Source organism: Rhodopirellula halodulae (assembly GCF_020966775.1).
Taxonomy (GTDB): domain Bacteria; phylum Planctomycetota; class Planctomycetia; order Pirellulales; family Pirellulaceae; genus Rhodopirellula; species Rhodopirellula halodulae.
The window spans coordinates 1-1,941 of record NZ_JAJKFV010000023.1; the positions used below are offsets into that span (position 1 = coordinate 1).

The following is a 1,941-nucleotide window of genomic DNA, read 5'->3' on the forward strand; positions in this document are numbered from 1 at the left end:
CGTGGCACAAATTGGAGATTCACCACCGAAGATGCGCGAGTCAAACTCAAGTCGCTCTATCCGCAGCATGACACATAGATCCGGAACGACCAGTAGGTCAGGCCGTGCCTGACGAAGGTGCGCCTCGTCTGGTCCCTTCGATCAGATGCGATCGATGTACTTGTTGATCATGTGCTCCAAGTACTCTTGGCGGCCGCTTTGGTTGGCGTCCACGTCGCCTTTCTCGAGCATGTAGGCTTCCAATTCAGCAAAGCCGACTTCGCCGGCTTCGATTTTGGCACCGATGCCACTGTCCCAGCTCGAGTAGCGGTTCTTGACAAAGTCGCTCAGCTCGCCGGCTTCGCGAATCGCGGCGGCGATCTTCAAACCTTTTGCAAACGCGTCCATGCCGCCGATATGAGCGTGGAACAAATCGATCGGTTCGAACGATTCACGGCGCACTTTCGCGTCAAAGTTCACACCGCCCGATCCGATGCCGCCGTGCTTCATGATCATCAGCATGGTTTGAGCGGTCAGGTAGTAATCCGTTGGGAATTGGTCCGTGTCCCAACCCAACAACAAGTCGCCCGTGTTGGCATCGATGCTGCCCAGTCCGCCTTGCATGCCGGCATAGTCCAGCTCGTGCATCATCGTGTGCCCCGCCAAAGTGGCGTGGTTGGTTTCGATGTTGAGTTTGAAGTGCGAGTCCAAGTCGTAAGCACGCAAGAAGTTCATGCACGCCGCGGCGTCGCTGTCGTATTGGTGCTTGGTGGGTTCTTTGGGTTTGGGTTCGATCAGGAACTGCCCATCGAAGCCGATCGATTTGGCGTAATCGACCGCCATGTGGAAGAACTTGGCCAAGTGATCCAGTTCACGCTTCATGTCGGTGTTGTAGAGGTTTTGATAGCCTTCGCGACCGCCCCAGAAAACGTAGTTCTCACCGCCCAGACGTTTGGTGACTTCCAGTGCTTTTTTGACTTGAGCCCCCGCGTAGGCAAACACATCCGCGTTGCAACTGGTGGCGGCTCCGTGCATGAAGCGAGGGTTGCTGAACATGTTGGCGGTGCCCCAAAGGAGCTTCACGCCGGTTTCTTTTTGTTGTTCTTCCAAAACGTCCGCGACCGCATCGAAGTTTGCGTGCGTTTCGCGAAGGTTGGCGCCTTCGGGGGCAACGTCTCGATCGTGCCAGGCGTAATACGGAGCCTGCAGTTTGGTGAACAGCTCGAACGCCACGCGGGCACGGTTCTGTGCGTTCTCGACGCTTTCGGATCCATCATCCCAAGGACGAACGGCCGTTCCGGGACCGAATGGGTCCGCACCGGTGCCGCGGAAAGTGTGCCAGTACACGATGCTGAACCGCAGGTGGTCCTTCATCGTTTTGCCTTCGATGACTTCGTCGGGGTTGTACCAGCGGAAGGCGAGGGGATTATCGGACTTTGGGCCTTCGTACTGAATGACGGGTACATCGGGGAAAGCGGTCATCGAGCGGATTCCGTAGAAAGCTAGCGAGGATCAGGGGTTGGAAATCAATGGAGTGCCCAATATCAGAGACCAGCGGATGGACGACAAGGGGGGTGAAACCGGTTTCATCTCCCGGAGGGCGGACCAGACGCCGTCGTGGGCAATCCAGGGAAGGTGATCCGTTGGTAGCAACGGGCACGGGCGGCGAGGCCTCGCGTTGTTTCATCGCGGTGTCGTGGGGGGCAGGCGGGGGGTGAAACGCGGCATTTTTTGGAACCTGTAGGTCAGGCCATGCCTGACGACGGTCATTCGCCGATTGATTCGCCAACGCCGAGGAGCCTCTTTGAGTGATCACGCCTCGCTTCTGGCGAAGCATCGGCCGGGGCGTCAGGTGAGACCTGACCTACTGGTCGTTCCGGATCTATGTGTCATGCTGCGGATAGAGCGACTTGAGTTTGACTCGCGCATCTTCGGTGGTGAATCTCCAATTTGTGCCACGCT

The 1,941-nt window shown here is 57.4% G+C and carries 1 protein-coding gene; it reads right to left on the reverse strand.

What is annotated here, in order from left to right; genetic code table 11:
• Positions 1-141: 141 nt before the first annotated feature.
• On the reverse strand, positions 142-1,461 hold the full coding sequence (gene xylA / locus LOC70_RS12865; protein WP_230253990.1) for a xylose isomerase: 1,320 nt from the start codon (positions 1,459-1,461) through the stop codon (positions 142-144).
• Positions 1,462-1,941: the final 480 nt, after the last annotated feature.

Coding starts and splice junctions, on each gene's coding strand:
- xylA (WP_230253990.1), bottom strand. CDS start 1,461: ATGACCGCTTTCCCCGATGTACCCGTCATTCAGTACGAAGGCCCAAAG.